Below are 22,304 nucleotides of genomic sequence, written 5' to 3'. Positions count from 1 at the left end.
TATGGCTGTTTCCCTGGATATGGCTCAGGATAAACTGCTCAAGGCCGTTCGGGTTATCGCCGCCGAAGAGGTTGCGCTCGCGGACTGCTGGCGGCGGGTGCTGGCCGACGAAGTCGTGGCCGACGCCGACTTTCCGCCCTTCGACAGATCGCCGCTTGACGGCTATGCGCTAATCGCCGCCGACGTGGCTGAGGCCGCTCCGGAGTGGCCGGTCGTGCTCGAGGTAGTCGACGACATTCCGGCCGGCAGCGTGCCGCGGGTAGCGGTGCGGCCAGGTACGGCCGCCAAGATAATGACCGGGGCGCCGGTGCCGGAAGGCGCCACAGGCGTGGTTCGGCGGGAAGATGTCCGCGAGGAACCAGGCCGGGCGACTGTTTTCGCCGGCGCCGGCGTTGCCGCAAACCTCTGCCGGCGCGGCGAGGAAATTGCCGCCGGCGAAAAGGTGATCGCGGCCGGGACGGTTGTCAACGCCGGGGTCATGGGACTGCTGGCATTGCTGGGTGTTTCCCGCCCGCGGGTGTTCAAACGGCCGCGGGTTGCCCTGCTGGCCACCGGCAGCGAGGTTACCGATATCGAGGCGCCGCTGCCTCCGGGCGCCATCCGCAATTCCAACAGCTATATGCTCGCCGCCCAGGTGCGCGACGCCGGCGCGGAGCCGATCATGTTCGGCATCGCCCGCGACGAGGTGGCCGTGATTATTTCCCGGCTGTCGGCCGCCGCAGCCTGCGACCTGATCGTGACCACCGGCGGCGTTTCCGCCGGCGACTACGACCTCCTCGCCGATGTTTACCGTGAGCTGGGCATCAGCGTCATGTTCGAGCGGGTGGGAATAAAGCCAGGCATGCCGGTGCTGGCCGGCCACAAGGACGGCAAGCTTTACGTCGGGCTGTCCGGCAACCCCGCCGCGGCCAGCGTGGCGTTCGAGCAGATCGTCCGTCCGGCGCTGCTCAAGATGGCCGGCAGAAGCGATTGGTGGCGGCCGCGGGCCAAAGCGCTGCTGACCGCGCCTTTCACGAAAACCTCGGGAGCGACGCGGTTCGTCTGGGCCAGTTGCCGGCCGGTGAACGGAGGCCTGACCGTCGAACCGATGCCGCTGCAGGGGAACGGTATGCTCAAATCTGCGGTGACCGCCAACGCCATGATCGTCATCCCGGCCGGCAGTCCGCCCCTGGCCGCCGGCAGCACCGTGGAAGTCTGTTTGCTGGCCGACCTATAAACATTTTCTGATGTAGAAATAAGAAAATCGATACAGTCAATTCCGAGCGATTTATTGACTTTAAACAAGCGGTCAACATACAATCGAAGGTGAAATCCATCGGCGAAAGGGGTAAATTGATGAATATCGTGATTATCGGCGGCGTTGCCGCCGGGCTTAAGGCTGCGGCCAAAGCCAGACGCGTCGACCCGGCCGCCCGGATTACCGTGGTTGAAAAAGGCAAGATGATTTCCTACGGGGCGTGCGGCCTGCCCTATTACGTGGCCGGCGACGTGCAGGACATCAACCAGCTGATGACGACCCCCGCCGGCGCGGTGCGCAATCAGGCTTTCTTCAAGAACGTAAAGGACATCGACGTACTGACCGAAACACTGGCCACCGGTATCGACAGGGCCGCCAAGGAAGTAACCGTCAAAGATCTCGCCAGCGGCGAGGAACGGAAACTGCCCTACGACAAGCTGGTCATCGCCACCGGCGCCGTACCGGTCAAACCGCCGCTGCCGGGAATAGAGCTTGAAAACGTCTTCCAGCTCTGGCATCCCGACGACGCCAAGGCGGTGCGGGCGGGGCTCGAGCGGGGCAAGTTCGCGAACGCCGTCATAATCGGCGCCGGCCTTGTGGGGCTGGAAATGGCCGAAGCCCTCAAACTGTGGGAAGTCAACGTCACCGTCATCGAAATGCAGAACCAGATATTCCCTGCGTTCCTTGACGAGGAAATCGCCGGCTCGGTGGCCAAGTACGCCCGCCAACAGGGCCTGACCCTCCTGACCGGCGAAAAAGTCGAGAAATTCACCGGCGACGGAGCGGTGTCGGCCGTAGTCACCGATCAGCGGACCATCCCGGCAGACCTCGTCATCCTCGCCATCGGCGTTCGTCCGAACGTCGTTCTGGCCAAAAACGCCGGCCTCGCCATCGGCTCGACGGGCGCGATCGCGGTCAACGAAAACCTGCGCACCAGCGACCCCGACATCTTCGCCGGCGGCGACTGCGTCGAAAACACTCACATCATCTCAGGCGAGAAGATCTTCACGCCGATGGGCTCGACGGCCAACAAGCACGGCCGGGTGATCGGCGATAACCTGCTCGGCGGCGACGAGAAATTCCGCGGCGTCCTCGGCACGGTCGTCGTCAAAGTGCTCGACATGAACGTCGGCAAGACCGGCCTGAGTGAACGGGACGCCAAACGCCTCGGCTACGATTACGTCACCGCCATGGTCGGCGGCCACGACCGGCCCCACTACATGCCGGGGGCCAAACTCATCACCGTCAAACTCATCGCCGAGGCCAATACCGGCCGCATCCTCGGCGCCCAGGCCTTCGGTGAGGGCGAAATCGCCAAGCGCATCGACATTGTCGCCACCGCCATCACTCTCGGCGGTACGGTCGGCGACCTCTTCGACATCGACGTTGCCTACGCCCCGCCTTTCAACTCGCCGATCGACAACGTGGCGGTCGCCGCGCTGGCCGTTCTCAACAAGCTGGCCGGCAGGCTCAAAGGCATTTCCTCGCTGACGGCCAAAGAGAAAATCGATGTGGGCAAAACGGTATTCCTCGACGTCCGCACCCCTGACGAAGTAAAGCAGCAGGGCAAGCTGCCCGGCGGGAACGTGCAGTACATTCCGCTGGGCCAGCTCCGCAGCCGGCTGGCCGAACTGAACAAGGACGACGAAATCGTCGCCTTCTGCAAAATCAGCCTGCGGGGCTACGAAGCGGCCCTCATCCTCGAAGGCGGGGACTTCAAGAACGTGCAGGTCATGGAGGGCGGCATCAACGCCTGGCCATTCGAATGCGATAAATAAGCCTGGTTGCACGCAAGAAACACATAAAAAAAGAGCCGTTTGCGGCTCTTTTTTGTGTGTCAGAAATAAGGCTCGGTTGCCGACGTCGCCGGCTGGGGGTCCCAGACGATGGCCGCGGACAGGATGGTGAGGGTCTTCATCTCGGGCGTGTCCTTGACGATGTCGAGGACGGCGGCGCGGAATTCGGGCACTTCCATCAACTTGAGGATGGCGATCCGCATCTCGGGCGACTGGATGTTCTCCGACAAGGCCTTGACCATCTCCGGCGACTTTATCATTTCCGCCAGGCGGGCCTTGCCCTCTGGCGAACGCAGGTAGAGCATGACCTGGTGCTTGACCGCCGCCTGGACTTCGGGGTTGTTGAGGCCGGTTTCGATGAGCGCCGCGACCATCTTCTGGTCCGGGGCGACGCGCTGACCGATGATGAAGGTATTGAAAAAAATGGCCGCCGTAAGCCATAGCCCCAAGGTGACGACGAGCCCGGTGGTTAGCCCGGCCGCCAGCCAGGGCGATAGTTTCTGCAACACAGCGCCAACTCCTTTGCCGTTTGCAGATAGGTTGGCCGGGAAGAGGCCCGATTATACTAAGCCTTAACGATTCTGACCAGCACAAAGCCGGCCGCGAAGCCGCCGATATGCGCCCACCAGGCGATATTCGCGCCGGCCATAAACAGGGCGGCGGCCCCCTGGTAAAGCTGGAGGAAGAACCATAGCGGCAGGAAAAGCAGGGCTGGTATCTGGAGGATGGGGAAGATGGGGAAAAGAGGCACGAGAGTGGCGATGCGCGCCCGCGGGAAAAGCATGAGATAGCCGCCCAGCACGCCGGAAATGGCGCCGCTGGCCCCGACCGTCGGGATGGTGGAGCCGGGGTCGACGACGATCTGGGCTGCGTTGGCGATTACGCCGCACAGAATATAGAAAAGGAGAAAGCGGATTTTGCCCAGCTTGTCTTCGATATTATCGCCGAAAATCCACAGATACCACATATTGCCGAGGATGTGCATCCAGCCGCCGTGGAGAAAGAGATTGGCGAAGAGCGGCGCATACGTCGCAGGCTGCAAGGGCTCGCGGACCAGCCGGGCGATAAAATCCGCCGGCACGAGGCCCCAGGTGTTGATGAATTTGCCCAGCGCGACGTCGCTGAGGAGCAGTTCCTGATAGAAAATATAAAAATTGGCGGCGATGAGGGCAACGGTTACCAGCGGCCATGCGCGGGACGGGATGTTGTCGCGGAGGGGAAACACAGATCGAAACCTCCTGTCAGGATGCTTATTATTATTCTATAGCCCTGCCGATACTTTCGCCAGTGCTGATGGAAAATTTCCCGCGAGGGGATACTATCAGCGAAAAAAACGCGCGAGGGGTGGACGCATGCAACGTTTCGTTCCCGCCAGGGCCTATTTCGAACCGGCATCCCTGGATTACCCTCTGGGCCGCAAGCTGTACGACAGCCTGCGGTCGATCAAAGTGCCGGTTCAGCTCACCGGCTCGCATAACCGCGTGACCGGGCTGCCTGGCAAAACCGCAGGCGAGGCCTACCGTGAGGCCAAGCGGACGCTGGTGGTCGGGGTGCGAAAAAGCGCCGACTTCGCGACCTGCAAGCCGTCGGCCCACTACCAGCTGCCGCTCAACACCAGTTGCCCGGGCATGTGCGAATACTGCTACCTCGCCACCACCCTGGGCAGGCGGCCGTACCTGAGAGTATACGTGAATATCGCGGACATACTGGCCAAAGCCGGTGAATATATCGCGGCGCGTGCCCCGGAAATAACCGTATTCGAGGGGGCGGCAACCTCCGACCCCATCCCCACCGAATACCTCACCGGGCTTTTGCGCACCACAATAGAGCATTTCGGCCGCGAACCCCTGGGAAGGTTCCGCTTTGTCACCAAGCACGTCGACGTGGCGCCGCTCTTGGACGCCGCCCACAATGGCCACACCCGCTTCCGCTTCAGCCTTAACACCGCTGCCGTCATCCGCCAGTACGAGCACCGCACCCCTGGCCTGGCGGAAAGGGTGGCGGCGGCTGCGCAGGTGGCCGGGGCAGGGTACCCGCTGGGCTTCATCATCGCCCCCATCTTTCACTACCCTGCCTGGCGGGAGGATTACGGCGCCCTCTTCCGCAGGCTGGCCGAGGCCTTGCCGGAAGCGGCCGCGCAGGACCTGACCTTCGAATTCATCACCCATCGCTTCACCAAACGGGCCAAAGCCAACATCGCCGCCATCTTCCCCGAAACCGGCCTGCCCATGGACGAGGAAGAGCGCAAGTACAAATTCGGCCAGTTCGGCTACGGCAAATACGTCTATGACCCCGCCATAATGCGCGCCATCGGCGACTCCATGCGTGAGCAGGCAGATATGTATTTTCCGGCGGCCAAGGTGGAATATTTCGTATAAAAAAGAAGCCCTTGCGTCAGCAAGGGCTTCTTTTTCAGTTGCTACTGGTTGGCGGCCGGCTGCTGCGGCTGCTGGAAGCAGGGGCCGCGTCCGCCCTGGCCGAAGCCGGGGCCTTTGCCCATCCCATGGCCTCTGCCGAAGCCTTTGCCCATCATGCCGGGGCCGTATCCCTGGCTCATGCGCTCTTTCATCCAGGCGGCGCGCTGGTCGGCCTGTTCCTGGGTCATGTAGCCGAAGTCGACGTATTTCTGCATGATCTCTTTCCTGGTCTCGAACATCTTGTCATAGAGCGGGGCGAGTTCCTTCTTCTGGTCGTCGGTGAGGGTGATGGCCTGGCGCTGCGGGCCGGGAGGCGGATTCTGGGCGGGGGCGGCGCTCACGACCAGCGAGGCGGCGACCACCAGCACCATTGCTACGAGGGTTACATAGGCGATTGTCTTTTTCATGTTTGTTCCTCCTTGAGGTTTATTTGCTTTTATTATAAAAAACCAATTTGGCAAAAATATGACGCAGTTGTGACAAAAATGTGAAACATGCAGACCGACGATAAAGGGAAAATTACCCATGTAGGCAGGGAATGCGCCGCCGAAAACGGAATAATAGACCCATAACACTGCGAAACGAGGTGGCCCGCGTGATAGTGGGTATCGGCATCGACATCATCGAAATCGACCGCATCGGGGCGGCCGTAGAGCGGGACAGCTTCGTCCGCCGCGTCTTCACCGCCGCCGAGCGCGAGTATTGCGACAGGCGGGGCGTGCAGAGGCCTGCCTCCTATGCCGCCCGTTTCGCCGGCAAAGAGGCGGTCATGAAAGCGTTCGGCACCGGACTGTCGGCAGGCACCTGGCAAGACGTCGAGATACTGGCGGACGCCAACGGACGGCCGACAGTGAAACTCCACGGCTGCTTCGGTGAATTGTCCGCAAAAATGGGCGTGACCGCCGTCCACATCTCGTTGAGCCACGCCCGCGAATACGCGGCCGCGCAAGCTGTCCTGTGGGGAGGCGAACAACCGTGAAGGTGACTACGGCAGCGGAGATGCGCCGCATCGACGAACAGGCCATGAACCAATACGGCCTCGCCGGCATTGCCCTCATGGAGAACGCCGGCGGCGAAGTGGCCCGCAAGGTAGCCGACATCCTCGGCGGCACGGCTGACAAGAAAGTATGCATATTCTGCGGCAAAGGAAATAACGGCGGCGACGGCTCCGTAGCCGCCCGCCATCTGGCAGCCCGCGGCGCCAAGGTCAAGGTCTTCCTGCTGGGGGCGAAAAGCGCCGTCGGCGGCGACGCCCTCGCCAACCTCGACATCCTCCTGAAGATGGGTACCGAAGTGATCGAAATCGTCGGCGAGCGCGACTGCGACAAAGCGGCCCTTGCGACCGCCTTCGCCGACTGCCTGGTCGACGCCCTGCTCGGCACCGGCTTCAGCGGCGAAGTCGGCGGCGACCTCGCCGCGGTCGCCAAGATAATCAACGCCGCCGGCAAGCCCGTCGTCGCCGCCGACATCCCCACCGGCATCGACGCCGACACCGGCCGCGTGCGGGGTGTAGCTGTCAGCGCCACCCATACCGTCACCTTCGGGCTGCCGAAACCGGGCCTCCTCTTTCAGCCCGGCGCAGCCCACGCCGGCTCGCTGACCGTCGCCGACATCGGCCTGCCGCCCGCGCTCCTCGCCGACGGCGCCATCCGGCAAAACACCGTCACCGCCGGGCTTGTCCGGCGCCTCCTGCCGCCGCGCGCCCCCTGGGCCCACAAAGGCACCGGAGGCCGGGTCGCGCTCGCCGCCGGATCGCCGGGGCTCACCGGCGCCGCCGCCCTCGCCGCGATGGCGGCGGTGCGCGCCGGGGCTGGTCTGGTGACGCTGGGAATCGCCGCCGGCCTCAACCCTATAATGGAAGTCAAGCTGACCGAAGTAATGACCAGGCCGCTGCCCGAAGAGACCAACGGCATCATCGGATTGGCGGCCGTCGGAGAAATCGCCGCCCTCGCCGAAACCGCAGACGTCCTGGCTGTCGGGCCGGGCCTCGGCCGCGCCGAGGAAACTTTCGCCGCAGTAAGGGAAATCGTGCGCAGCGTCCGCTGCCCGCTCGTCATCGACGCCGACGGCCTCAACGCCCTCGCCGGCCACACCGAAATCCTGCTCGAAACCGAAGCCCTCGCCGTCCTCACGCCCCATCCAGGCGAACTTGCCCGCCTGACGGGGCGCCCCCTGGCGGTCATCAACGCCGACCGGCTCTCGGCAGCCCGCGACGCGGCCGCCGCCCTGGCCGCCATCGTCGTGCTCAAAGGACCGGGCACAGTCATCGCCTATCCTGACGGCGAAGTATTCATCAACACCACCGGCAACGCCGCCCTGGCCACCGGTGGCGCCGGCGACGTGCTCACCGGCGTCATCGCCGCCCTCGTCGCCCAGGGCCTCACCAGCCACGACGCCGCCGTCGCCGGCGTATTCCTCCACGGCCTGGCGGGCGGGACAGCATCCCGTGCAGGGGTGATCGGAATGGCGGCCGGCGACCTCCTTGCGGCGCTCCCGGCAGCCATCGCCTCCCTGCACAACACCTGAACGCGGTTGCCAACATTTGCGTTTTTCGGCATAATTTGCGTCTTGCCAATGCATACTTAACCATGATACAGTACAAGCGGGAATCCAGCGATTGACAGGCTTAAAACGGCTTTTCAGTATAGCGGCATCATTGACATTCGTATATCAATACTCATATAATGATTATATATTATGTTATATCGTGCATAACCTGAGGCGGGGGTGATGGTGTGGCCGAGTTAAAGCGTATCATGATAAGCATCCCTAACAGCTTGCTGCAGGAAGTCGACGGCTTTATTGCCATGGAAAAGCTTAGTCGCAGCCAATTCGTGCGGGAAGCCATGCGCCTTTACATCGAGGAACGCAAACGCAAGGCTGTTAGAGATTTGATGCGCAAAGGCTATCAGGAAATGGCCGTCATCAACCTGTCTTTGGCCGAGGAAGGCCTTACCGCCGATGTGGAAGTGTACGAGATGATGCCCACCTTGCTAGTGGAGCGTGAATAGGATGATCGTTAAGCGCGGGGACATTTATTATGCAAACCTGAGCCCGGTGGTCGGATCGGAACAGGGTGGACACCGGCCCGTGCTGGTCATTCAGAACGATGTTGGCAATAAATATAGTCCTACCGTTATCGTCGCCGCTATCACATCCCAGATATCCAAGGCGAAATTGCCAACCCACGTTGAGATCAGCGCCAAACAGTTCAACCTCGACAAAGATTCGGTCATACTGCTGGAACAGCTCAGAACAATCGATAAACGCCGCTTGAAAGAGAAAATTACTCATTTGAGCGAAGAAGTCATGACGAAAGTGGACGAGGCCATCAGGATTAGCCTGGGGCTCATTCTGCTTTGACTTGCGGATAGGCGCTCGTGTGCCTATTTTTTTAATTGCCGCCCTGGTATATAATAATTGGCAATGCAGCAAGATAAGCCGTCTACAACGCAAAAGCCGAGGAGGAAGAAGATGCAGTTCAGACGAAGCTGGGCATTCGCCCTTGCCGCGCTGGCGCTGTCGCTGGTTATCGCGGCCGGGTGCGGCGCGCCTGCGGCCGACCGTGCCAAGGTGGACAACCTGGTGGTCAACGTCATCGACGTCGGGCAGGGGGACGCCATCCTCATCCGCACCCCCGGTCAAGTCACCCTGATCGACAGCGGCGACGTTCCGGCCAGGGACAAGCTGGTTGCCTACATAAAGAAGCAGGGCGTCCAAACAATCGACACCTTTATCGTCACCCATCCTCACGCCGACCACATCGGCGGCGCCGTCGCCATCCTCGACAACTTCACCGTCAAGCGGGTCTACGACAGCGGACAGACAACCACCAGCGCCCTCTATCGTCAATACCTCACAGCCGTGCAGAAAAAGAGCATCCCCTTCGCGCTGCTCGCCGACGGCAAAGAAATCGACATCGGCGGCGGCACGCTCAAGATACTGAATCCGCCCGTGCCACTCTTCGCCAGCGACGCCGGCCTCAACAACAACTCGATCGTCGCCCGGCTCGCTTACGGCGGCTTTGCGCTGCTGCTCGCCGCCGACGCCGAGCAGGAAGCCGAGGCGGCCATAGTCAAAAAATACGGCGCAGGCCTGAAAAGCCAGGTGCTGAAAAGCGGCCACCACGGCAGCCGCACCTCGTCCTCGCCCGCTTTCCTCAAGGCTGTCGCTCCCGAGGCGGCTGTCATCCCAGTCGGGGCGAACAACGAATACCATCATCCCCACCCGTCGCTCATGAAACGCTACGGGGACCAAAAGCTGAAGATCTACCGCACCGACACCGACGGCACGGTCACCATCGCCAGCGACGGCAAAACCTACACCATTACCAAGGAGAAATGACATGCGCGTAAGGGCGGTATTAGACAGATTTGAAGGCGAAAAAGCGGTCCTGCTCGTGGGTGACGCCGAAGAATCCGTGTCCTGGCCGCGGGCGGTCCTCCCGGAGGAAACCGCGGAGGGAGATGTCCTGTGGCTGTCCATGAGCGTCGATCGCGAGGCGACCCGCGCGGCCAAAGCGGAGGCGGAGGACCTGCTGCGCAAATTATTGAACAGCGGCCGTTGATAAAGCCCCATCTGCAACCTAAAAGAGGCGGTATTGCCGCCTCCTTATTTTTCCTTTTTAGCTTTAAATAAACAGTTTACAGACAAGTTGTGAGCGTAACATAAAAAATCAGACATGAAACTGGCAGGAATTTGACTATAAAAGGCGAACTGTAACATAACACGTCGCAATAGGGAGGTGTTGTGTTGCGCCGCGTCCTCTGTTTCCTGGTAATTAGTGTTGTGCTGGCCGTCTCCTCGGCGGGCTACGCGGCCAAAGCGCCGACGTCTCCAGTGGCCTACCAGCCCGGCAGCAAACTGCTGGCCGTCGTCGGCAAAACCGCCGGCGCCTCGATCACTCCCGGCGGTCAACAGCTGACACAGATCCGCTGGGCCAACCACACCGACGCCGTCACCGGCGCCGGCAGGCTTCGCCTTGTCATCGACACAACCGGCCCTGTTCAGGTCAGCGGCACGGTTTCCGCCTCGCCCACGCCACGCCTCGTTGTCAACGTCAAAGGTGCGGTTCCAGGCCAGACAGACACCGAAATCGACCTTGACGGCCGCATCGCCGACAGCATCAGCATGAAATCCGAAGACGACCGGAACACCGTCATAACGGTGGAACTGCCACTGATGGTCGACGAAGGGGAATACAAGGTATTTACCCTGCCGCAGGACATTCCCAACAAGAAACCGAATCGCGTGGTTATCGATATCAACCAGCCCCTGCCCCCGGCCAAATTCAACTTCACCGCGGGTTTGAAAGGCAAGACCATCGTCCTCGATCCCGGCCACGGCGGCAGCGACCCTGGCGCAGTCGGCCTGGCGGGCAGCAGGGAAAAGAACGTCAACCTTGCTGTCGCCCTCAGAGTCAAGGCGCTTCTCGACAAGGCGGGAGCTAAAGTCGTCATGACCCACCAGGATGACCGCGACGTCTTCGGCCCCAACGCATCGGCCGTCGATGAACTCAAGGCGAGAGCCACCATCGCCAACGTCAAAAAAGCCGACATATTCGTCAGCATCCACTCCAACGCCGCCGCCAACCGTAGCGCCGACGGCACCTCTACATATTTCTACCAGAAGACCCGCTACGATTACCTGCTGGCAAACAACCTCCAGGCAGGCATGCTGGAGGCTGGCGGTCTGAAGGACAAAGGGACCCTGCCGGCGAACTTCTACGTGATCAAGCGCACCACAATGCCGGCTGCGCTCGTCGAGATGGCGTTTCTGTCCAATCCGGCCGAGGAAAAACTGCTGGCCAGTCCCCAATTCCAGCAGAAGATGGCCGAAGGCATCGTCCAGGGCATTGAAAGCTTCTTTGCCCAGGCAGCCACCAAGGGGGGTGAATGGTGATGTCCAATCGCAGCAGATATATTGCATTAGTGGCCGTCTTCCTCATCGCGCTCTTCGCGGCAGGCTGTGAACCCGACCAGGCTGTCACCGGCCAACCGCCCGGCGCCAAGCAGCCGGAGAAACAGGCGACACCGCCGGCCGCCGAGACGATGTCCGTCACTGTATACCACGCCACCCAAGACGCCGCATTTCTCGTGCCGGAAACCCACACTCTCCCGAAAACAGACCAACCCGTCCAGGCTGCCGTAGAGCAGCTGCTGGCCGGGCCGAAAACCCCCGAACTTGTCCGCGCCCTGCCCGCCGGGACCAAGCTCAGGGGTATAACCGTCAAGGACCATATCGCTTACGTGGACTTCAACGACAAACTCGTCAAGAACGGCAGCGGCGGCTCGGCCGGCGAAATCCTGGCCGTGAGCGCCATCGTCAACACCGTGACCGAATTCGCCGATATCTACAAGGTTCAGATCATGGTCGAAGGCAGAAAGATCCAGACCCTGTACGGCCATATGGACACCAGCGAACCGCTGAGCAGGTCGGAAAAGATCATTAAAAAGTCCTTGTGAGCCGCAATAGCATCTGGTAAAATAAGACTGCAACCGAATACCGCACCACTAGGGGAGCGTAATGCTGAGAGGCGCAAGCCGACCCTTGGAACCTGATTTCTGGTTAATACCAGCGTAGGGAAGTGGGTTTTACCAGGCAACTGGCAGCCATCTAACCGTTCGTTGGATGGCTGTTTTTTATTGCATAAACGATTAGTAGGAGGATTTGCGATGACGACTCAGATGAAAAAGGCCCTGAGTGGCCAGATTACCCCGGCTATGGCGGCGGTGGCGGCCGAGGAGGGAATCGCGCCGGAAAGCATCCGCGAACGGGTGGCGGCCGGCACGGTGACGATATGCGCGAATATCAACCACGCCAGCCTAGAACCGCGTGGCTTCGGTCTTGGCCTCAAGACCAAAGTTAACGCCAACATCGGCACCTCGAGCGCCTATCCCGCCGTCGAGCCCGAACTGGCCAAGCTCCAGGCCGCCATCGACGCCGGGGCCGACGCCGTTATGGATCTCAGTACCGGCGACAACATCGACTACTCCCGCCGGGAGATCATCAAGCACTCCACGATACCTGTGGGCACGGTGCCCATCTATCAGGCCACTGTCGAGGCGATCAAAAACAGAGGCTCGATCGTCGAAATGACGGGCGACGACATCTTCCGCACCATCGAAAAACACGCCAAAGACGGCGCCGACTTCATGACCATCCACTGCGGCATCACCCAGGCCAGCATCGCCAGGCTTCGCCAGCAGGGACGGGTCACCGACATCGTCAGCCGCGGCGGCTCCTTCATCACCGGCTGGATGCTCCACAACGACAAGGAAAACCCCCTTTACGAGCGCTACGACGAACTTATGGACATCTGCGCCGCCTACGACGTCACCATCAGTCTCGGCGACGGCCTGCGGCCGGGCTGTCTCGCCGACGCCACCGACCGCGCTCAGCTCGAGGAACTGCTCACCCTCGGCGAACTCGTCGACCGGGCGTGGGCCAAAGGCGTCCAGGTGCTTGTCGAAGGCCCCGGCCATGTACCCTACAACCAGATCGAGGCCAACGTCAAACTGCAAAAACAGATCTGCAAAGGCGCGCCCTTCTATGTTCTCGGCCCGCTCGTCACCGACGTCGCTCCCGGCTACGACCACATCACCGCCGCCATCGGCGGCACGCTGGCCGCCGCCGCCGGCGCCGACTTCCTCTGCTATGTCACCCCGGCCGAACACCTCGGCCTGCCGACTATCGACGACGTACGCGAAGGGGTCATCGCCTCGCGCATCGCCGGCCACGCCGCCGATATCGTCAAAGGCGTCAAAGGGGCGTGGGAATGGGACCTGTCCATGGCCAAAGCCCGCAAAGCTCTCGATTGGGAAAAACAAATCGAACTCGCCATCGACCCCGTCAAGGCCGGCCGCTACCGCAAGGAGCGCAACCCCGACGGCGCCGAGGCATGCTCGATGTGCGGCAACTACTGCGCGATGAAGATCGTCAGCGAGTACCTGGGCAAACCGATCGAAAGGTGCTGATTACAGGAGCGCCCCGCATTTGCGGGGCGCTCAGACTGGTGAGAAAGGCCCATCTGCGGCGTTGCTCCTCAGAGCGCTTGCTTGCGTACGTCCCAAAGTACTCGGCGCGGCGCGCTCTTCCGGTGCGCCTTGCATCTGGACCTTTCTCACCAGTCTGACATTGCCTAAACCAAGAGCGCCCCGCATTTGCGGGGCGCTCTTGGTTTTTACTTCTGTTACTCGTTTGCGAACACCCGCGGGACCCTTGCGCTGACGGCGCAGGCCAGCTCGTAATTTATCGTTCCGGCGAGCTCGGCGAGTTCGGTCAGCGTAATCTCCTCCTTGCCCTGGCGGCCGAAAAGGACTGCTTCGTCGCCGACGGCCGCATCCCCATCCGCTCCCAGGTCGACAACTATCTGATCCATGCACACCCGTCCGACCACCGGCCGGCGCTTTTCGCCGATCAGGACGGAAGCCTTATTCGACAGGTGGCGGCTGTAGCCGTCGGCGTAGCCCACCGGCAGCGTGGCGAGGAAGGTGGGGCGTTCGGTAGTATAGGTACACCCGTAACTAACCGGGGTGCCGGCGGAAACCTCCTTGATAAAGGCGATACGGGTTTTCAGCTGCATGGCGGGACGGAGGTCGAGGCTTTTGTGCATCTCGCGGGAAGGCGGCAGGCCATAGATGACGATGCCCGTCCGGACGGTGTTGAAACGGCCCAGAGGGAGATCGATGGCGGTGGCGCTGTTGGCGGCCGAAACATAGGGCAGGCTGGTTTTGGCGGCCAGCCGGTCAACGGCGGCCCGGAAAGCGGCGAGCTGTTTTTCGGCATAGGTTTTATCGGCCGCGTCGGCCGTCGCGAGGTGGGTGAAGACGCCGACGAGTTCCACGCCGGGGCTGGCCTGGATGTACTGGCGGAATTCCTCGAGCTGCACGGGGGCAACGCCGATGCGGCCCATGCCCGTGTCGGTCTTGAGCACGATGCGGCAGCGGCGGCCGGCGTCACGGGCGGCGTGGGAAAGGGCTCTGATACTGTCCATCGTGGCGACCGTGGCGATGAGGTGGTAGTCGACCACCAGCTTTGCCTGGTCCGGGAGGGTGAGGCCAAGAACGAAGATCGGCACCGCCAGACCGGCCCCCCTGAGTTCGGCGCCTTCTTCCGGGAGAGCCACCGCCAGACAGTCGGCGCCGGCCTCCAGGGCCGCCCGGCTCACCTTCACGGCCCCGTGGCCGTAAGCGTTCGCCTTGACGACGGCCACGAGCTTGACCGCCTGGCCCGCAGCTTCGCGTACCTGGCGGATGTTGTGGCGGATGGCCGCCAGATCGATCTCGGCGTAGGTAGGTCGCATGCTAACCCCTTCTATCGCTTTTTTTCCCTATCGACAGGCCGTGTTTACGCAGCTTTTTTAGGACGGCGGTGTGGGAAAGGCCGAGGATTGCCCCGATCTGCCGCGAAGTCCGGTAGCGTTTGAGGGCTTGCAGCAGCACATCCCGCTCCACTTCGTCCAGCGTCTCCTCCAGCGGGCGTTCGGGAGCGGCAGCGCCCCGCGGCAGGGGGGTCTGACCCTGATCGAGGACGATATGGCCGGTGAGGATAATCTTGTCGCCGACGATGTTGACCGCCCGCTCAATGACATTCTCCAGTTCGCGGATATTGCCCGGCCAGTGGTAGGCGGTCAGCTTGGCGAGCGCCGTCTCGCTAATGGCGTCGACGGGCTTCTGGAGCTTGGCGGCGAACCTCTTCAGGAAATACTGCACGAGGATAGGGATATCCTCGTGCCGCTCCCGCAATGGCGGGAGGAAAAGAGGAATAACGTTAAGCCGGTAATAAAGATCTTCTCGGAAGGCGCCCTTGGCGATCATCTCCTCGAGATGCCGGTTGGTGGCCGCCAGTATCCTCACATTTACGGTATTCTCCCGCGTGCCGCCCAGGCGGCGCACCTTGCCGTCCTGCAACACCCGCAGCAGCTTGGCCTGGAGGTGGGAGGACAGCTCGCCGATCTCGTCGAGAAAGAGGGTGCCGTTGTTGGCGAACTCGAACAGGCCCTGCTTGCCGCCCTTCACCGCGCCGGTGAAGGATCCTTCCTCGTAACCGAACAGCTCGCTTTCCAACAGCGTGTCGGGGACGGCGGCACAGTTGAGAGGCACGAAGACCTTGTCGGCCCGAGGGGAAGCGGCATGGATGGCGCGGGCGAACAGCTCCTTGCCGGTGCCCGTCTCGCCGCGGATGAGCACCGTGGAGTCGCCGCGGGCGATGGTTTTAGCCACCGTGACCACCTGTTGCATCGCGGCGCTGGTATATAGAATCTCGTCGAAGGTGAACATCATCTGCCCGGTAACGGTATAGACAAGTTCCCGCACGTCGCTGATATCCTTGAGGACGGCCACCGCGCCGATTATCCGGCCCCGTGCTCCCAGGATGGGGCGACCGCTGGCCAGGTAGTGGCTCTTGGTCCTTTCGAGGACAATCTCGCGGTTGTTATAAACCGCCCCCGTACGCAGCGTCTCCAGCAGGGGCAGATCGGGCGAAATCTCGGCCAGTGGGCGGCCGATGACCTCCTGGTAGGGGAGGCGGACGATCATTTCCGCCGCCGGGTTATAGTGGGTAACCTCGCCGTGGTGGTTTATGGCGACGATGCCCTCGCCGACCGAGGCAAGCACCGCCTTGATCTGTTCGGCCTTCTCCTGGTGGGGCATAAGGTCGATCTCGAGCGCGTCGATAACCTGGGGGATGGATTTGAGGGCAGCGATGACGGAGTCTTTATCCGCCGGCACGGTCATCTCGGTTTCCAGGAAAACGGTGTTGGGCTCGACCTCCATCGTCAGGATATTAAAACGGCGGGCAGCCAGCACCTGCGAGATATCGAGAACCAGCCCGACCCGGTCGATGTTGGGGATGCGCAGGCGGAGCAGCTGCATCGGCGGACATCCTTCCCAAGAGGAATAATATTACAGAATTAAACAGCGGCCAGGCATAATCCTTCGCCTGGTACAACTTTTTTTGCCGGCGTGGTATACTAAACTGTGAAATGGTAGTATAAACCAAACACGGATTTTTATGAGACGGTGATATGATGCATCTCAGCGAAATCGGCGAATTCGGTCTCATCGACCGCATAAAGGAAGGCGCCATCGTCGAGCCGGCCGACGTCGTGGTGGGAATCGGCGACGATGCCGCCGCGTACCGCCCGGGGCCGGGCCTCTTACAGCTGATAACCACCGACATGCTGGTCGAAAACGTCCACTTCCTGCTCGATAAAACAACGCCCTGGCAGCTCGGGTACAAGGCGATCGCCGTCAACCTCAGCGATATCGCCGCCATGGGCGGCCGTCCCAGGCAAGCCGTAGTCTCGGTCGGCCTGCCTGCGCACCTGCCGGTGGAGTTCGTCGTCGACCTATATCAGGGAATGAAAGAAATCTGCCGCGAGTTCGCCGTCAACATCATCGGCGGCGACACCGTCGCCAGCCCCAGCGGCCTGGTCGTCAACGCCGCCGTCACCGGCGAAGTGGCGCCAGCAGGACTCTTGAAGCGCTCAGGATCCCGTCCCGGCGACCTTGTCGTGGTCACCGGCACCCTCGGCGACTCGGCCTGCGGCCTTGACCTGCTGCGCACCCCCGGCTGGGAGGAGCACGAATTCGCCTGGCCGCTCGTCACCGCCCACCTCACGCCGCGTCCGCAGATCGCCACCGGTCTGAGACTGGCAGCCTGGGGCGCCGCCAGCGCCGACGACATAAGCGACGGCCTGGCCAGCGAGGCCAACGAACTCGCCAAAGCCGGCGGGGTCGGGATAAAAATCTACGCCGACCGTATACCCCTTTCCCCACAGCTTGTCGAAGCGGCGGCCCTGTTCGGCCGCCAGCCGCTCGACTACGCCCTGTTCGGCGGCGAAGACTTCGAGCTGGTGTTCACCATCGGCCCGGAAAAGTTTGAACAGATCACTTATCGTGGCGGCCTGACGGTCGTCGGCGAAGTCACCGGCCAGGAACAAGGGGTAGCGCTTGTCGCCTGCGGCGTAGCCCGACCCCTCGAACCCCGCGGCTACAATCACTTTCGCTAAAGGGAGCAACCATGCTGACAATAAAAACCTGCGCACCTGCCGCTACATTCACCTGCGGCCGCACCCTCGGCCGGTTGCTGGCGGCCGGCGACGTTCTTTGCCTGACCGGTGACCTGGGGGCCGGCAAAACCCTTCTCGTCAAGGGTATCGCCGCCGGCCTCGGCATCGGCGACGACGTAACCAGCCCGACCTTCACCATCCTGCAGGTATACGAAACCGGTCGCCTGCCCCTCTATCACTTCGACCTCTACCGGATGGACAACGAAAACCAACTGGACGATATCGGCTTCGCTGACTATGCCGGGGCTGACGGCGTCGCCGTCATCGAATGGGCGGACAAGTTCCCCGCCGCCATGCCGGATGAGCATCTTCTCATCGAACTGACAGGCGGCGCCGGGGAAAGCGACCGCATCATCCAACTGACGCCGACGGGCGGGCGGTACCGCCTCCTGTGCGAGGAGCTGAGCGACAAATGCTGATACTGGCCCTGGACACCGCCACGCTGGTATCGAGCGTGGCCCTTGCCACCCCCGAAAGGCTGCTGGCCGAGCTGACCATCCAGACGAAGAAAACCCACTCCGAACGACTGATGCCCCACATCGAACAACTCCTGGCTCTGGCCGACACGGACAAATCCGCCGTCGGCGCCATCGCTGTCAGCATTGGTCCGGGGTCGTTCACCGGCCTGAGGATTGGTCTGGCGACCGCCAAAGCCCTGGCTTACGCCCTCAACATCCCGATAATCGGCGTTCCCACCCTGGCCGCGCTGGCCTACGGCTGTCCCGTGCCCGGAGCAGTTCTCGCGCCGACCATGGATGCCCAAAAAGGCAACATCTATATAGCCCTCTACCGGTGGCGGGGCGGCAGTCTCGACGAAGTGACGCCGCCGGCGGTTATGACCCATGAAGCCGCCGCCGCCCTGCTGTCCGCACGACCCGAGCCAGTGCTGCTCCTCGGCGAAGCGGCCGAGCTCTACGCCGACACATTCCGCCAGGCAGGAATCGCCATTGCCGCGCCTCACGTCGCCATGCCGCGGGCCGGCAGCGTCGCCCTGCTTGGCGCCAGGCTTCTCGCTGCGGGCGAACGCCACGACGTAATGGGCGTCGAGCCATTATACATCAGACGGTCGGAAGCGGAGGAATTATGGGAGAAACGTCAGATCTGCCGACCGAGCTGAACATCCGCGCAATGGAACTGGCCGACATAGATGCCGTGCTTACGGTGGAAGAATCGTCGTTTGTCACCCCCTGGTCCCGGACGGCGTTCGTCGCCGAGATCGAAGACAACGACCTCGCCTGCTATCTTGTCGCCGAAGCCGAAGGCCAGGTCGTCGGCTACGCCGGCATGTGGGTAATCCTCGACGAAGCCCACGTCACCAACGTTGCCCTGCTGCCGGCCTTCCGCGGCCGGGGGCTGGGATCGAGGCTTATGGGCGCGCTGTGCATGATTGCAAAGGCTCTGGGAGCAGCCCGCATGACCCTCGAAGTCAGGCCGTCCAACAACGCCGCCCGGCGCCTTTACAGCAAACTTGGTTTCGAAGCCAGGGGCGTCCGGCCCGGCTACTACACCGACACCAAAGAAGACGCCGTCATAATGTGGCGGGACAAACTGTAGGCAAAAAAAGGAGCCACTTGACGTGGCTAAGGGGTGATTGTGCTATAAGATATGCCGGCGCCCCGCCCGGTGTTACAACCCCAATATAAAGGGGCGGCCGTAGCCGCCCCTTGGAACCCTTAGGTGAGGTTATTCGATTCATATTGCTCAATCATCTTGCGGACCATATGACCGCCAACGCGACCGCAGTCGGCCGAGGTCATAGTGTTCCAGCCCTGGGAACGAACGCGCTCGGCAATACCCAGCTCGGAAGCGATTTCGAACTTCATCGAGTCAAGAGCGTTTTCGGCGGCAGGATTCACGGGTTTTCTCGAGCGTGCCATTTAATTCCCCCCTTTCTCGGGCAATCTTGTTTTCATGCCCATTACTATTGTGCACTTTTAATTTTTGCGGATACATTGTAAATATTACTACCAAAAAGGAGCGTTTAGCCCTTGACCCTGATACTCGGCCTGGAGACAAGCTGCGACGAAACATCGGCGGCCGTTGTAGCCGACGGACGGACAGTCCTGTCGAACATCATATCTTCCCAAGTTGATCTGCACCAGCGCTACGGCGGTGTCGTGCCAGAGCTCGCCTCCCGCAAGCACATCGAAAACGTCATGCCGGTCGTCCACCAGGCACTCATTGACGCCGGCGTGAAACTGGCCGACATCGACGCCATCGGCGTGACCTACGGACCGGGGCTGGTGGGCGCGCTGCTTGTCGGCGTTGCCGCTGCCAAAGCCCTGTCTTTTGCCGCCGGCAAACCGCTTATCGGCGTCAACCACCTCGAGGGCCACATCTTCGCCAACTTTCTCGCCGACCCCGAACTCGCCCCCCCGCTCATCGCCCTCGTCGTATCCGGCGGCCACACCTCGCTGGTCGAGCTTGCCGACTACAACCGCTTTCGCCTCCTGGGGCAGACGCGCGACGACGCCGCCGGCGAAGCCTTCGACAAAGTGGCCCGGGTTCTCAGGCTGCCGTACCCCGGCGGCCCGGAGATCGAAAAATTGGCTACGGAAGGCGACCCTGAGGCGATCGCTTTCCCTCGCGCCCTGAGCGGCGCAGGCTTGGAATTTAGCTTCAGCGGTCTCAAATCCGCGGTCCTCAACCACCTCAACGTCGCCCGCCAGCGTGGCGAGGCAATAAACGAAGCCGACGTCGCCGCCAGCTTCCAGGCCGCGGTCGTCGACGTTCTCGTCGCAAAAACCGTGCAAGCGGCCAGAGACGCCGGCATCGGCAATGTCGTCCTGGCAGGCGGGGTGGCGGCCAACGGCCGTCTGCGCGCCGACCTCGCCGCCCGGTGCGCCGAATACAACATGACGCTCCACTACCCCCCGCCTGTCTACTGCACCGACAACGCCGCCATGATCGCCTGCCGCGCCCACTACCAGCACCTTGCCGGTCACTGGGCGGGGCTCAGCCTCAACGCCGTACCGTCCCTCAGGCTGGGAGAACGACGCTACTGATGTGGAAAAGGAATTATCCTACAATTGTGGATAAAGTGGCTAAAATGTAAAAAAATGACGAATAGCAACGCTGTTTTCTGTGGATAAACCTGTGAATTGTGTTGATAACCCTGGGATGACTTGTCGGTCACGCACTTATGGGTATAAAAAATAGCGAACAGTATTCTTATATGTCCGAATGTGTCGAGGGAAATGTCGCATATTCTCTATCGATGGCAAGTTCGCCGGCCTGCATTTCCCCATGGGGACAGTGCGGCCGGCTTTGTCGTGCCGGCCGATAAATTACCGCCGCAAAACAGGATTTTCGCCCACCGAGGTGGAATACTATCAAACTTAATACGCCGCTGGAGGTTTCTATGGGTATCGTCGGCGACGTCTGCCGAAAAACAACCGCCCTGACCGCGGAACAGATTGAGGCGCTGGAAGTCGTCGCCGACGGCCTGCAAATCGCCGCCGACCTCGCTCACGCCCAGGTCACCGTATACGCCAGAGCCCGTGAGGCCGCCTTCCTGGTCATAATCGCCCAGGCCAAGCCCCACACCAGCTTCATCCAATACAGGCCCAACCTCCTCGGCACGACGGTCAGCGCCACCGAAGAACCTCTGATATGGCGGACCATCACCACCGGCGAACACATCAGCGGCGAGCGGGAATGGGCGCTCGGCATGGAAGTGCTCGCCATGCAGACCTTTCCCGTGGCTGACGCCGCCGGCCAAACAGTCGCCGCCGTAAGCTTCGAATCCGGCATTGAGGACGACGCCGCCGGCGACCACAGTATCCTCATCGAAACAGCCTTTCAGTTCCTGACCTCGGCCCGCGTCGCCGCCGGCACCGTCTACCGCCCGCTTTCGGCCCGCGAAGGCATCATCATCCTCGACGACCGCGGGCGGGTCGTATACGCCAACACCGCCGCCGCCAGCATCTACAAACTCTTCGGCGTCGGGCGCATCATCGGCCGCCGCGTCTACGACCGCCAGGTCAACCTCCGGCTTGCCCTCAAGGCCGCCAGCACCCGCCAGCCACAGGAAAGCGAGCTCGAAATCGGCAACGTCATCCTTGCCCAGCGGGCCATCCCCATCGTCCGTGGCGGGCAGACCGTGCGCACCGTCATGATCGTCGCCGACATCACGGAAGTCAAGAAAAAAGAAAAAGAGCTCCTCATAAAATCGGCGGTCATCCAGGAAATCCATCACCGGGTAAAAAACAACCTTCAGACCATCGCCAGCCTTCTCAGGCTCCAGGCGCGCCGCACCCCTTCGGCCGAAGTCAAGGCGGCCCTGCGCGAAAGCGTCAACCGCATCCTCAGCATCTCGGTCGTCCATGAATTCCTCTCCCAGCAGGACGCCGAATTCATCGACGTATCCGAAGTCGCCAAAAACATCCTCGACCTTGTCATCGAAAACATGCTCGAGCCCGACTTCAACGTCCAGACGGTATTCAACGGTCAGCGGATGGTCCTGCCGTCCGACAAGGCGATAAGTCTGGCCCTGGCGATCAACGAGCTCATCCAGAACTCCATCGAGCACGGCTTCGTCGGCCGGCGCGAAGGAGTCATCGGCGTAGAAATCCTTGCCCTCAAAGACATCTACCAGATCGACATCTGGGACAACGGCATCGGCCTGCCGCCCGATTTTGGCCAGAAAGAGTCCAACAGCCTCGGCCTGCAAATCATCAGAACCCTCGTCGAAAACGACCTTGGCGGCACGTTCCGGCTGCACTCGCGGAACGGGACCAGGGCAAGCATAATCGTACCGTGCAGCACGGAGGGAGGATAAC

Annotated in this window: 24 protein-coding genes and 1 riboswitch; of the genes, 18 read left to right on the top strand and 6 right to left on the bottom strand. The window is 61.6% G+C overall.

Translation table 11 applies throughout. The annotated features are described in order from the left end of the window. Window position 1 precedes the first annotated feature (1 nt). On the top strand, window positions 2-1,216 hold the full coding sequence (locus RIN56_12085; protein ID MDR7867552.1) for a molybdopterin molybdotransferase MoeA: 1,215 nt from the start codon (window positions 2-4) through the stop codon (window positions 1,214-1,216). 119 nt (window positions 1,217-1,335) lie between these two features. Then, window positions 1,336-3,015, top strand: a complete 1,680-nt coding sequence (locus RIN56_12080; protein MDR7867551.1) for an FAD-dependent oxidoreductase — start codon at window positions 1,336-1,338, stop codon at window positions 3,013-3,015. Window positions 3,016-3,074: 59 nt separating this feature from the next. On the opposite strand, the gene RIN56_12075 is transcribed toward RIN56_12080, so the two are convergent. Beyond that, window positions 3,075-3,542, bottom strand: a complete 468-nt coding sequence (locus tag RIN56_12075; GenBank protein ID MDR7867550.1) for a hypothetical protein — start codon at window positions 3,540-3,542, stop codon at window positions 3,075-3,077. Between the two features lie 56 nt (window positions 3,543-3,598). Next, window positions 3,599-4,258, bottom strand: a complete 660-nt coding sequence (locus RIN56_12070) for a rhomboid family intramembrane serine protease (protein ID MDR7867549.1) — start codon at window positions 4,256-4,258, stop codon at window positions 3,599-3,601. 127 nt (window positions 4,259-4,385) lie between these two features. Here RIN56_12070 and splB point away from each other — a divergent pair, with 127 nt between their 5' ends. Further along, a complete protein-coding gene (splB, locus tag RIN56_12065; protein MDR7867548.1) occupies window positions 4,386-5,411 on the top strand; it encodes a spore photoproduct lyase in 1,026 nt (341 codons plus the stop codon). Window positions 5,412-5,452: 41 nt separating this feature from the next. Here splB and RIN56_12060 read toward each other — a convergent pair whose 3' ends face one another. Next, a complete protein-coding gene (locus tag RIN56_12060) occupies window positions 5,453-5,857 on the bottom strand; it encodes a YckD family protein (protein MDR7867547.1) in 405 nt (134 codons plus the stop codon). A 188-nt stretch (window positions 5,858-6,045) separates the two neighbouring features. Between RIN56_12060 and acpS the strand changes: the two genes are divergently transcribed. From acpS to thiC, 9 genes are all read left to right on the top strand, one after another. After that, complete coding sequence (gene acpS, locus RIN56_12055; protein MDR7867546.1) at window positions 6,046-6,429, top strand: holo-ACP synthase; 384 nt, start codon at window positions 6,046-6,048, stop codon at window positions 6,427-6,429. Next, complete coding sequence (locus RIN56_12050; protein MDR7867545.1) at window positions 6,426-7,976, top strand: NAD(P)H-hydrate dehydratase; 1,551 nt, start codon at window positions 6,426-6,428, stop codon at window positions 7,974-7,976. Before acpS ends, RIN56_12050 begins: the two co-directional genes overlap by 4 nt. Window positions 7,977-8,185: 209 nt before the next feature. Further along, window positions 8,186-8,461 carry a ribbon-helix-helix protein, CopG family gene (locus RIN56_12045; GenBank protein MDR7867544.1) on the top strand — a complete coding sequence of 92 codons (276 nt, stop codon included), beginning with the start codon at window positions 8,186-8,188 and terminating at the stop codon, window positions 8,459-8,461. Between the two features lies 1 nt (window position 8,462). Further along, window positions 8,463-8,813: a type II toxin-antitoxin system PemK/MazF family toxin gene (locus RIN56_12040; GenBank protein MDR7867543.1), complete on the top strand. Its 351-nt coding sequence runs from the start codon at window positions 8,463-8,465 to the stop codon at window positions 8,811-8,813. A gap of 111 nt (window positions 8,814-8,924) precedes the next feature. Beyond that, on the top strand, window positions 8,925-9,794 hold the full coding sequence (locus tag RIN56_12035) for a ComEC/Rec2 family competence protein (GenBank protein MDR7867542.1): 870 nt from the start codon (window positions 8,925-8,927) through the stop codon (window positions 9,792-9,794). Window position 9,795: 1 nt separating this feature from the next. Next, window positions 9,796-10,017 (top strand): DUF3006 domain-containing protein, encoded by a 222-nt coding sequence (locus RIN56_12030; protein MDR7867541.1) that lies wholly within the window; start codon window positions 9,796-9,798, stop codon window positions 10,015-10,017. Between the two features lie 182 nt (window positions 10,018-10,199). After that, complete coding sequence (locus RIN56_12025; protein MDR7867540.1) at window positions 10,200-11,351, top strand: N-acetylmuramoyl-L-alanine amidase; 1,152 nt, start codon at window positions 10,200-10,202, stop codon at window positions 11,349-11,351. Beyond that, on the top strand, window positions 11,351-11,914 hold the full coding sequence (locus tag RIN56_12020) for a GerMN domain-containing protein (protein ID MDR7867539.1): 564 nt from the start codon (window positions 11,351-11,353) through the stop codon (window positions 11,912-11,914). The genes RIN56_12025 and RIN56_12020 overlap by 1 nt, the downstream gene beginning before the upstream one ends. 40 nt (window positions 11,915-11,954) lie before the next feature. Beyond that, window positions 11,955-12,052: riboswitch (TPP riboswitch) on the top strand. A gap of 72 nt (window positions 12,053-12,124) precedes the next feature. Further along, window positions 12,125-13,426 carry a phosphomethylpyrimidine synthase ThiC gene (thiC, locus tag RIN56_12015; GenBank protein ID MDR7867538.1) on the top strand — a complete coding sequence of 434 codons (1,302 nt, stop codon included), beginning with the start codon at window positions 12,125-12,127 and terminating at the stop codon, window positions 13,424-13,426. A gap of 215 nt (window positions 13,427-13,641) precedes the next feature. Here thiC and alr read toward each other — a convergent pair whose 3' ends face one another. Both alr and RIN56_12005 read right to left on the bottom strand, forming a co-directional pair. Beyond that, complete coding sequence (gene alr, locus RIN56_12010) at window positions 13,642-14,754, bottom strand: alanine racemase (GenBank protein MDR7867537.1); 1,113 nt, start codon at window positions 14,752-14,754, stop codon at window positions 13,642-13,644. Window position 14,755: 1 nt separating this feature from the next. Next, complete coding sequence (locus RIN56_12005; GenBank protein MDR7867536.1) at window positions 14,756-16,324, bottom strand: sigma 54-interacting transcriptional regulator; 1,569 nt, start codon at window positions 16,322-16,324, stop codon at window positions 14,756-14,758. A gap of 152 nt (window positions 16,325-16,476) precedes the next feature. Between RIN56_12005 and thiL the strand changes: the two genes are divergently transcribed. From thiL to rimI, 4 genes are read left to right on the top strand one after another with little or no spacing between them, the layout of a single operon-like run. Then, window positions 16,477-17,463 carry a thiamine-phosphate kinase gene (thiL, locus tag RIN56_12000; GenBank protein MDR7867535.1) on the top strand — a complete coding sequence of 329 codons (987 nt, stop codon included), beginning with the start codon at window positions 16,477-16,479 and terminating at the stop codon, window positions 17,461-17,463. An 11-nt stretch (window positions 17,464-17,474) separates the two neighbouring features. Next, complete coding sequence (gene tsaE / locus RIN56_11995) at window positions 17,475-17,942, top strand: tRNA (adenosine(37)-N6)-threonylcarbamoyltransferase complex ATPase subunit type 1 TsaE (GenBank protein MDR7867534.1); 468 nt, start codon at window positions 17,475-17,477, stop codon at window positions 17,940-17,942. Then, entirely contained in the window at window positions 17,936-18,640 is a 705-nt protein-coding gene (gene tsaB, locus RIN56_11990; GenBank protein ID MDR7867533.1) for a tRNA (adenosine(37)-N6)-threonylcarbamoyltransferase complex dimerization subunit type 1 TsaB, read from the top strand. The genes tsaE and tsaB overlap by 7 nt, the downstream gene beginning before the upstream one ends. Further along, window positions 18,607-19,077 (top strand): ribosomal protein S18-alanine N-acetyltransferase, encoded by a 471-nt coding sequence (rimI, locus tag RIN56_11985; protein MDR7867532.1) that lies wholly within the window; start codon window positions 18,607-18,609, stop codon window positions 19,075-19,077. Before tsaB ends, rimI begins: the two co-directional genes overlap by 34 nt. 119 nt (window positions 19,078-19,196) lie before the next feature. Here the strand turns inward: rimI and RIN56_11980 are convergent, their stop codons facing one another. Beyond that, complete coding sequence (locus RIN56_11980; GenBank protein ID MDR7867531.1) at window positions 19,197-19,400, bottom strand: alpha/beta-type small acid-soluble spore protein; 204 nt, start codon at window positions 19,398-19,400, stop codon at window positions 19,197-19,199. A 111-nt stretch (window positions 19,401-19,511) separates the two neighbouring features. Here RIN56_11980 and tsaD point away from each other — a divergent pair, with 111 nt between their 5' ends. Together tsaD and RIN56_11970 are read left to right on the top strand one after the other, a co-directional pair. Next, window positions 19,512-20,528: a tRNA (adenosine(37)-N6)-threonylcarbamoyltransferase complex transferase subunit TsaD gene (tsaD, locus tag RIN56_11975; protein MDR7867530.1), complete on the top strand. Its 1,017-nt coding sequence runs from the start codon at window positions 19,512-19,514 to the stop codon at window positions 20,526-20,528. 356 nt (window positions 20,529-20,884) lie between these two features. Beyond that, window positions 20,885-22,303 (top strand): histidine kinase N-terminal domain-containing protein, encoded by a 1,419-nt coding sequence (locus RIN56_11970; protein MDR7867529.1) that lies wholly within the window; start codon window positions 20,885-20,887, stop codon window positions 22,301-22,303. Window position 22,304: the final 1 nt, after the last annotated feature.

This window comes from Sporomusaceae bacterium (assembly GCA_031460455.1).
Classification (GTDB): Bacteria; Bacillota; Negativicutes; order Sporomusales; family UBA7701; genus Anaeroselena.
This window is presented reverse-complemented; position numbering and strand designations above follow the sequence as displayed.

What these genes read in the sequence shown, in the direction of transcription:
- alr (MDR7867537.1), bottom strand. Translation starts at nt 14,754, where the DNA reads ATGCGACCTACCTACGCCGAGATCGATCTGGCGGCCATCCGCCACAAC.
- RIN56_12060 (MDR7867547.1), bottom strand. Translation starts at nt 5,857, where the DNA reads ATGAAAAAGACAATCGCCTATGTAACCCTCGTAGCAATGGTGCTGGTG.
- RIN56_12030 (MDR7867541.1), top strand. Translation starts at nt 9,796, where the DNA reads ATGCGCGTAAGGGCGGTATTAGACAGATTTGAAGGCGAAAAAGCGGTC.
- splB (MDR7867548.1), top strand. Translation starts at nt 4,386, where the DNA reads ATGCAACGTTTCGTTCCCGCCAGGGCCTATTTCGAACCGGCATCCCTG.
- RIN56_12035 (MDR7867542.1), top strand. Translation starts at nt 8,925, where the DNA reads ATGCAGTTCAGACGAAGCTGGGCATTCGCCCTTGCCGCGCTGGCGCTG.
- RIN56_12080 (MDR7867551.1), top strand. Translation starts at nt 1,336, where the DNA reads ATGAATATCGTGATTATCGGCGGCGTTGCCGCCGGGCTTAAGGCTGCG.
- RIN56_12085 (MDR7867552.1), top strand. Translation starts at nt 2, where the DNA reads ATGGCTGTTTCCCTGGATATGGCTCAGGATAAACTGCTCAAGGCCGTT.
- RIN56_12020 (MDR7867539.1), top strand. Translation starts at nt 11,351, where the DNA reads ATGTCCAATCGCAGCAGATATATTGCATTAGTGGCCGTCTTCCTCATC.
- RIN56_11970 (MDR7867529.1), top strand. Translation starts at nt 20,885, where the DNA reads ATGGGTATCGTCGGCGACGTCTGCCGAAAAACAACCGCCCTGACCGCG.
- RIN56_12005 (MDR7867536.1), bottom strand. Translation starts at nt 16,324, where the DNA reads ATGCAGCTGCTCCGCCTGCGCATCCCCAACATCGACCGGGTCGGGCTG.
- thiL (MDR7867535.1), top strand. Translation starts at nt 16,477, where the DNA reads ATGATGCATCTCAGCGAAATCGGCGAATTCGGTCTCATCGACCGCATA.
- thiC (MDR7867538.1), top strand. Translation starts at nt 12,125, where the DNA reads ATGACGACTCAGATGAAAAAGGCCCTGAGTGGCCAGATTACCCCGGCT.
- rimI (MDR7867532.1), top strand. Translation starts at nt 18,607, where the DNA reads ATGGGAGAAACGTCAGATCTGCCGACCGAGCTGAACATCCGCGCAATG.
- RIN56_12040 (MDR7867543.1), top strand. Translation starts at nt 8,463, where the DNA reads ATGATCGTTAAGCGCGGGGACATTTATTATGCAAACCTGAGCCCGGTG.
- tsaB (MDR7867533.1), top strand. Translation starts at nt 17,936, where the DNA reads ATGCTGATACTGGCCCTGGACACCGCCACGCTGGTATCGAGCGTGGCC.
- tsaE (MDR7867534.1), top strand. Translation starts at nt 17,475, where the DNA reads ATGCTGACAATAAAAACCTGCGCACCTGCCGCTACATTCACCTGCGGC.
- RIN56_11980 (MDR7867531.1), bottom strand. Translation starts at nt 19,400, where the DNA reads ATGGCACGCTCGAGAAAACCCGTGAATCCTGCCGCCGAAAACGCTCTT.